General features: G+C 68.1%; 5 protein-coding genes and 1 pseudogene. 4 read left to right on the top strand and 2 right to left on the bottom strand.

The genetic code is table 11. The annotated features are described in order from the left end of the window. Positions 1 to 383 precede the first annotated feature (383 nt). The 4 genes from ACFOES_RS20885 (at position 384) to ACFOES_RS20870 (ending at position 6,740) form a co-directional block, all read left to right on the top strand. Positions 384 to 875 carry a hypothetical protein gene (locus ACFOES_RS20885; protein ID WP_377835644.1) on the top strand — a complete coding sequence of 164 codons (492 nt, stop codon included), beginning with the start codon at positions 384 to 386 and terminating at the stop codon, positions 873 to 875. Then, positions 872 to 3,427 carry a rhamnan synthesis F family protein gene (locus tag ACFOES_RS20880; protein ID WP_377835642.1) on the top strand — a complete coding sequence of 852 codons (2,556 nt, stop codon included), beginning with the start codon at positions 872 to 874 and terminating at the stop codon, positions 3,425 to 3,427. The genes ACFOES_RS20885 and ACFOES_RS20880 overlap by 4 nt, the downstream gene beginning before the upstream one ends. A 5-nt stretch (positions 3,428 to 3,432) precedes the next feature. Next, on the top strand, positions 3,433 to 4,485 hold the full coding sequence (locus tag ACFOES_RS20875; RefSeq protein ID WP_377835640.1) for a hypothetical protein: 1,053 nt from the start codon (positions 3,433 to 3,435) through the stop codon (positions 4,483 to 4,485). 248 nt (positions 4,486 to 4,733) lie between these two features. Next, positions 4,734 to 6,740, top strand: a complete 2,007-nt coding sequence (locus ACFOES_RS20870; RefSeq protein ID WP_377835638.1) for a sulfotransferase family protein — start codon at positions 4,734 to 4,736, stop codon at positions 6,738 to 6,740. A 30-nt stretch (positions 6,741 to 6,770) separates the two neighbouring features. Here ACFOES_RS20870 and ACFOES_RS20865 read toward each other — a convergent pair whose 3' ends face one another. Together ACFOES_RS20865 and ACFOES_RS20860 are read right to left on the bottom strand one after the other, a co-directional pair. After that, a complete protein-coding gene (locus ACFOES_RS20865) occupies positions 6,771 to 7,697 on the bottom strand; it encodes an NAD-dependent epimerase/dehydratase family protein (RefSeq protein ID WP_377835636.1) in 927 nt (308 codons plus the stop codon). Positions 7,698 to 7,913: 216 nt separating this feature from the next. Next, positions 7,914 to 8,405 (bottom strand): annotated as a pseudogene (locus ACFOES_RS20860) (hypothetical protein); the annotation flags it as partial.

Raw genomic sequence — 8,405 nt, 5'->3', positions numbered from 1 at the left:
CGAGATGCTGCGCAAGAACGACTACGGCCGGTATCTGTTGTCGCTGCTCGAGGACTGAGCGGCGGCCGGTGGAAGCGGGCCGACAGCTTGTGCCCGGGTTTTGGGCAGATCGTAACAGGAATGCATTCTATGGGCGGTATGAGCAGGGAATTGCCGACGGGGCGCAGCCGCTGTCTGGACAGGGGCCGGCAACTGCCCTGACCTCGGGGGCGCCCCGTCGGCGTGGTCGTGCGGGCAGAGGAGCGGTGCCGTCGCAAGAGCGGACTTGTCGCTGTTCCAGCGGTCGTATTTGTTACAAGGAACCGTGATCGCACGGATATTGGTTTTTTCCTGGCGCAGCGCGCATCCTGCGTCTTGCTAGAAGAGGATTTGAGAATTTTCGCATGCTGATCGCGACCTCTGAGGCCCTGAACGGCACCGCCGTCTGCGACTGGGCCGACCAATGGAGCGGCCCGCGCGTGCTGGTCGATCTGCCCGGCAGCAATCGCACGCAGAAGGAGCTGCGCGCCCTCGAGAAGGACTTCATCGTCGTCGAATGCCTGCAGCCGCCGCGGTCCTCGGCCTGGCTGCTCTGCGAGATCATGACCCGGCTGCGCCATGTCCTCGCCCGCCCGGAATGGCCGCTCGTCTTCACCACCGACGCGCTCGGGACGCAGGAGCTGGCGCGCCTGGCCCGCGCCGGCACCGAAGAGCCCTGGCGCATCGATCACCGGCCCCGCGACGGCGGTTCCGAGCTCGGCTTTCTGCTGCTCGGGGAGAACATCACCGCGCACCCGCTGGCGCCGACCTTCTTTGCCTGCCTGCGCGGTGCCGCCGTCGCCGATAGCGAATTCGTCGAGCTGCTCGACAGGAACCTGGCCTGGGGGCAGGAATGACCGATCTCGATGCGATCTGGACCGAGCTGACCGCAGAGCTCGATCCGCGCGGCGCAAGGCCGCGTTTCCGGTTCGATCCGGCGTTCTATGCGGGGCGCTATGCCGATGTCGCGGAGGCGGAAACCGATGCCGAGACCCATTTCCGAACGATCGGTCGCGAGATGGGGCGGTTCCCGAACCATTACAGCGAGGTCCGGGCGAACTATCCCGAGGTCGACGCGCGAATCGCCGGCCTGGTGACCGACGCGCGGATCAAGGCGGCGATCGCGGCGGGCGAACCCGGCGCGCTGGAGCTGGCCTTCGAGCTGATGGACCTGGGGGAGGACGTCGATGCCGAGATCTCGAATTTCTCGCGCCGCCATTACCTGCGGACCTATCGCGACATCCTGCGGGCCGGGCTCAACCCGCTGCGCCACTACCTGATCCACGGCTTCCACGAGGGCCGCAGCACGCTGGCCCAGGTGCGCGAGCGGCAGCGGCCGGGGGCGCAGACCTTCGATCCGGGCCGGCCCACCTGCCTGATCACCGCCCATGAACTGTCGAAGACCGGCGCGCCGATCGTCAGCGTCGACCTCGCCCGGGAAGCGTCGCGCACCCATAACGTCATCTTCGCCGCGCTGCGCGACGGGCCGCTGAGCGCCGCCGCCTGCGAACATGCCTGCGCCGTCGTCATCTCGCCGCATCCGCACGAGGATTTTCCCTATTTCGAGGGCGAGATCTTCGAGGCGATCGACTTCGCCGTGGTCAATTCGGTCGAATGCTTCGACTTCGCCCGGCTGCTGGTGGCGCGCGACATCCCTTTCGCCGCCTATCTGCACGAATACGCCTATTACACCTTTCCGACCTACAAGCGGTCGCGGGTGGCGCTGTTCGCCGACCTGGTCGTCTTCTCTTCGGACCATGTCCGCGATTCCTGGCGCAACCTGTTCGCCGACCTGGAATTCGACGTCGAGCGGGATTCCACCATCGTGCCGCAGCGGGAGCTGACCGTCGGCAGCGTCGAGGCCGGGCGGCTGGCGGCGGCGCGGGCGCGGCTGTCGCGGCTGATCGGGCGCGATTGCAGCACGGCCCGGATCGTCTGCGGCGCCGGTCACGCCCAGTGGCGCAAGGGCACCGACATCTTCGTCATGGCCGCCCAGATCTGCCGCCACCGCGACCCCGAGACGATCTTCGTCTGGATCGGCGACGGGATGAATCACGAGGACATCAATTTCGGCGTCTGGACCAGTTACCAGCTGAAACAGGCCGGGACCGGGGACCCGCGGGGCAACCTGTTCTTCCTGCCGGCGGGCGATTATTACCTCGACGTGCTGGCGGCCTCGGACGCGATGTTCGTCTCGTCGCGGCTCGACCCGCTGCCGAACGTCGTCTTCGACGCGCTCAAGCAGGGCTGCCGGGCGGTGGTCTTCGAGGGCGGCACCGGCTTTGCCGATCCGGTCTACCGGGCGTCGGAGCATGTCACGGCGGTCGAATACGGCAATCCCGAGGCCGCGGCGACGGCGCTGATGGCGTTGCCGCGCAAGGTTGCCAGCGATGCGCCCGCCCCCGAGACCAGGCCGCTGCCGGTCTTCGCCATGATCGCCGAGCGGCTGCACGAACGGCTGGCGGGGCAGCGCCATTTCGTGCTGGGCGAGAGCGAGATCGACGTGCCGATGCTGTTCACCACCGACGAGGAGGACCGGCCGCTGCGGGTCAAGGCGCGCGAGAAGTTCCTCAGCTACCGGCGGCGCTTCATCTGGCGCGACCGGGCGGATGCCGAGGAGGCGCTGGCGGCCTCGGAGAACTGGAGCCACCGCAACTGCAGGATCGTGCCCTATGACACGACCGAGGCGGAGGAGCTGCCGCCCTTCTCGATGCACATCCACGCCTTCTATACCGACGAGCTGGCCGCGGATCTGCGCCGCTATCGCGCCTTCCGCCATGCCGATCGCATCGTGGTGACGACCGACAGCGAGCGCAAGGCCGAGACGATCCACGAGATCATGGCCGGCGCGGGGCTGAGCGCCGAGGTCGTGCTGGGCGACAATCGCGGCCGCGACATCCTCCCGTTCATGGAGCTGTTCCGCGACGGCGGCGCCGCCGGCGACGACGAGATCTGGTGCCACCTGCACCAGAAGAAATCGCTGGGCGTCACCAATACCGGCGATATCTGGCGCCAGTTCCTGATGTCGATCCTGCTGGGCGACGACGAGACCGTCTCTTCGGCGCTGCGCATGATCGGGACCGGCGGCACCGGCCTCGTCGCGCCCTTCGATCCCTATTTCGTGCCCTGGAACGACTCGCGCGATCTGCTGCCGAAATTCGCCGACCGGCTGCCGGGGCCGATGCCGGACAACCCGCTGCTGTTTCCGGTCGGCAACATGTTCTGGGTGCGGCGCGAGGTCGTTCTGGCGATGAACGCGATCTTCGAACAGGATTACCCGTGGCCGAACGAGCCGATCGCCAATGACGGGACCGAGTTCCATCTTATCGAGCGCCTCTGGCCGGCCATGGCCACGAGCTGCGATCTGCTGTCGCTGTTCATCGACAAGCCGGACCAGAAAAGGACCTGACGGGCATGAGGGTCATCATTCACGTCGGCATGCACAAGACCGGCAGCAGTTCGATCCAGAACTACTTTTCCCAGCATGCCGGCGACGGGTTCAAATACGCGTCTTGGCGGGGGCCCAATCACAGCGGCCTTTTCGCGCTGCTCTTCCAGGAGCTGGAGGAGGCGAAAGCCTATCACGGCTTCAATGTCCGCGGGCAGGAGTTCCTCGACCGCCTGGGCGAGATGCAGAAGCTGTGGCGCCGGCGGCTCGAGGCGGACCTGGCCGAGGCCAAGGCCGGCGGCAAGGATTTCATCCTCTCCGCCGAGGACATCTCGGCGCCGCCTTTCGAGAAGGCCACGATCGCGATGCGGGACCTGTTCGAGCAATGGGCCGACGAGATCGTCGTCATCGGCTATGTCCGGCCGCCGCTGTCCTATGCCCGCAGCGCCTTTCAGCAACGGTTGAAGGGCGGTTCGGTCGACCGGCTGAAGATCTTCGGTCTCTGGCCGGCCTATCGCAAGCGTTTCGAGAAGCTCGACACCACCTTCGGCCGTGACCGGGTGCATCTGAAGAAGTTCGATCCCGACGCCCTGGTCGGCGGCAACGTGGTCGCCGATTTCGGCCACCAGATCGGCGTCGATGTCGATGCCAGCAAGGCGGAGCGGGCGAACGAGACCCTCAGCCTCGAGGCGACGGCGCTGCTGTTCCTGCAGCGGCTGAAGGGCGACGGCTATGTCGGCGGCTTTCCCAAGGCGCCGGCGGCGAATGACAAGTTCATTGCCGCGCTCGGCCGGATCGGCACCCGGCAGCTGGGCTTCTCGGATGCGCTCTGGGGCCCGGTCCTGCAACATAACGACGAGGACATGAAGTGGATGGAAGCACGGCTGGGGACGGATTTGGCGGACCGGCCGGATGCCCGCTACACCGCGATCGACTCCGAGGACGACCTGATCGCGATCGCGGTCGAGAACTACCCGGCGCTCGAGGAGGCGCTGATCGCCTGCATCAGGTCCTCCGATACCCCCGCGCAGGAGAGGACCGTTCGCGCGCTCGATTCGCTGCGCCGCCATTGCTACTGAAGGAAAGACCCGCAAAAACAATGAGAACAGCTCTTGCCGACCAAGGAAGAGAGGCCCGCGCGGTGGCCGTCCCTCCCGCGTCCGGGCCCGCGCTCGAGCCCGCGTCCGGGCATCGCAACGAGGCAGGCCGAAGGACGGGACGATCTGCGAGCGCCGTCCCCGGCGCCCGGCGCCCGGAACGGAAAAATGCGGGACCCGGATCGAGAAATCATGCACATTGCCGTGAAACCTGACGCGAGTTCGACACCATGACCAAGAAGTCCAAGCGCCCGTCCGCCCCGCCGTCCCGCGTGGCCGTCGTCGTTCTCGGCATGCATCGTTCGGGCACGTCGGCGCTGGCCGGGGTGCTGGGCCAGCTGGGCTGCGACCTGCCCCAGGATCTGATGCCGCCCACCGAGGACAATCCGAAGGGCTATTTCGAATCGAACAAGGTCTACCGGCTGAACGACGCGCTGCTCGATTCCGCCGGCACCTCCTGGGACGATTGGCAGGAGTTCAATCCCGGCTGGATCACGTCGCAGCGCGCCGACGCGTTCCGCAGCCGCGCCCAGGCGGTGCTGGACGAGGAATTCGCCGGCTCGCCGCTTTTCGTGCTCAAGGACCCGCGCATCTGCCGCTTCGCGCCGTTCTGGCTCGACCTGCTCGAGCAGCAGGGGTGCCGGCCGCTCGTTGTCTGCACCCATCGCAACCCGCTCGACGTCGCCGCCTCGCTCGAGCGGCGCGAGGGCTGGCCGCTGGCCTACGGCCTGCTGCTCTGGCTGCGCCATGTCCTCGACGCCGAGGCCGGCAGCCGCGGCCGGCCGCGGTTCTTCACCAGCTACGAACGGCTGATCGGCAACTGGGCCGGGGTGGTGGCGGAGATGGAGCAGGCGCTGGAGATGACCCTGCCGCGCAAATCCGCCAGCGTCGCCGCCGAGGTCGAGGCGTTCCTGTCGCGCGACCTGCAGCATTTCCGCAAGGATCCCGACGCGGCGATCGCCAACCCGCTGCTGTCGGGCTGGCTGCGCGACAGCTACGACATTCTCGAGACCTGGGCGCAGAAGGGCGAGCGCAAGGCCGATCACGCCCGGCTCGACCGGATCCGTGCCGAACTGAACGCGGCGGCGCCGGCCTTTGGCGGGCTGATCCAGGCCGCGCTGAGCGCGCGCGGCGAGGTAACGGGACTCCGCACCACGCTGGAGGAGCGCGAGACGGCGCTGCAGGAGGCCGAGGCCGCCCTTGGCACCGCGCGCGGCGAGAACGAGGATCTGCGCGCCGCCCGGGCTCGGCTGCAGAAGGGCCTGGAGGAGGCCCAGGCCATGCTGGAGGAGACCCGCGAGGGGCGGCGGAACTCCGACCAGAGGGTCGAGGAGCTGACTGCCCGGATCTCGGCGAAGGAGAAGCAGATCGCCGAAACCCGGGCCGCGCTCGACGCGGCGCGGCGCCAGGGCGAGGAGCTGCGCGGCAGCCGGCAAAACCAGCAGGAGACCCTGCAGAAGCTGCAGGCCCAGCTGGCCGCGCTGCGGCAGGCGCGCCAGACCGCGGACCAGAAGGCCGCGCAGGCCCAGGCCGAGGTCGAGCGACTGACCGACGAGCTGGCGGAGCGCGACAAGGCCCTGGAAGAGGGCCGACACGAACGCGACAAGCTGCGCAGCAGCCTGGAACAGCGCAGCCACGAGGCCGAACAGGTCGGCCTCGAGCTCAAGGCGAAGGCCGACGAGGCCGCGCAGGTGGCGCGCGAGCTGACGACGGCGCGGCGCAAATGCGAACGCTACCAGCACGACCTGGAACGCAGCGAGCGCAGCCTGCTGCTGCTCAAGACCCAGATGGCCAAGCAGATGCAGGAGACCCTGGCGGAAAGCCTGAACGGCAGCCGGTCGAAGCCGCTGGAAGAGGCCCGCAAGGGGCTCGAGGAGCTGCGCCAGCGCGTCGAGGACGTCACCCGCGAGCGCGACGCGGCACAAGGAGAGCGCGAGGCGTTGGAGGCGCGGCTGTCCGGGCTCGAGGACGCGCTGGCCGCCGCCCGGGACGCGGGCGAGGAGGCCGCCCGGCAGGCTGCGGCGCAAGCGGAGGAGGCCGGGCGGCTGGCGGCCGAACGGACCGAGCTGGGCCAGAGCCTGGAACACGAGAAGGAGGCCGCGGCCCGGATGCGCGACGAGTACGAACAGCGCATCGCCGAGCTGGAACGGGCCAACCGGGATCTGCTCAACAGCACCTCGTGGCGGATCACCGGGCCGCTGCGCCGCCTGGTCCGGACCGTTCGCCGCGACCGCTGAGCCGCGCTGTCCCCGGGGCCGGGCGGCGGCTCAGCCGGTCTTGTCGACCGTCCGGCGCACCCAGTCCCAGGTCTCGGCGATGCCCTCGGCCAGCGAGATCGTCGGCGCCCAGCCGAGGGCGTCGCGCGCGCGCTGGATGTCCAGCACCACGCGGGGCACGTCGTAGTTCCGCCCCGGCTTGTAGACCGGCTGGACATCGCCGCCGACGGTCGCGCGGATGGTCTCGACCACCTCGGCAATCGAAGCGCCGCTGCCGCTGCCGGCATTGAAGCAGCCGCTGATATCGGCCTCGGCCGCCTGCACGCAGAGCCGGGCGAGGTCATGGACATGGATGAAGTCGCGCACCACGCTGCCGTCGCCCCAGACCTCGATCGGTTCTGCGCGTGCCAGCCGCCACAGATGGGTGCCGATGATGCCCTGGATCCCGGTATGGCCCTGGCGCGGGCCGTAGGGGTTGGAGGCCCGCAGCACCACCTGCTGCAGCCCGTGCAGCTGCTGCTCCATGTAGAGGTAGTTCTCGATCGCCACCTTGACGATGCCGTAGGAGCTGATCGGGTGCAGCGGGTGGGTCTCGGTGACGGGATCGGTGGTCGGCACGCCGTAGACGGTGCCGCCCGAGGACAGGTAGACGATCTTGCCGACCGAGCTCGACCGCAGCACCTCGAGCAGGTTGACCGTCGAGATCAGGTTGCCGGTGATATCGGCGACGGGATCGAGGTTGGAGGTCGCCGGAACGGTGGTGCTGGCCAGGTGGATGAGCGCGTCGACGCCGCTCATCGCTTCGAAGATCTGCGCCGTGTCGGCCAGGTCGCCGGCGATGTATTCCACTTGCGGCAGCGGCGGGCGGAACATCTCTGGTCGACGATCATAGACCCGTACCCGGTGACCGCTTTTCAGCAGATGATCCACGACATGCGATCCGATGAAACCGCATCCCCCAATCACCAATACCCTCATCCATCAGGCTCCCAATAGTCCGTCAGTGAAATCAATGCCGAGCAATATAAAGAGTGCATTGGCCGGCGTTCTTCACACGGTGCTCCGACCAAGGGCCCAGGTTCATTTCTACGCGGAGCCGCGGCCATTCTCAAGCGACGCGTTCCGCGCCGGCCCGGCCGACCGTCACGGTTTCCGGCAAGAGGGCGCCGGCGACCGTTGCCGCCGGCAGAGGGCCTAGCGATTCTGCTCGATCAGGGCGGAGACGAAGGGCTGGACGAAGCGGTCCATCACCTGCTGGCTGTCCTCGGGCAGGCGCATGTCGGCGACCGGCGCGTCGGCGTCGGGCAGCGGATCGAGGAACAGGGTCTCGCGCCCGAAGCGGCGCTCGGCCAGCGCCCGGTTGCCCGCCGCATAGCGGTCGAGCACCGCCGCCCGGCGCTCGGGCGTCAGCAGCAGCGACGGGAGCCGCCCGTCGCGCTGCAGCTTTTCGCTGACCGTGGTGAAGGCCCGGATCAGCGCCAGCTTGTAGGCCATCTTGGCCGTGTCGAGCGGCAGGTGGCGCATGAATTCGCTGGTCAGCGGATCGAGGCTGGGATTGGTCACCGCCGGCAGATCGAGCGCGTCGAAATCGGGAATGCCGGCCTGCTCGCAGAACTTCGCGATCGCGCCATCCGGCATCGCGTGTTTCTCGAACACGTGCAGCAGCACGTTGTCTTCGCCGAACAC

This window comes from Acidimangrovimonas pyrenivorans, from assembly GCF_042643245.1.
Taxonomy (GTDB): domain Bacteria; phylum Pseudomonadota; class Alphaproteobacteria; order Rhodobacterales; family Rhodobacteraceae; genus Acidimangrovimonas; species Acidimangrovimonas pyrenivorans.
This window is presented reverse-complemented; position numbering and strand designations above follow the sequence as displayed.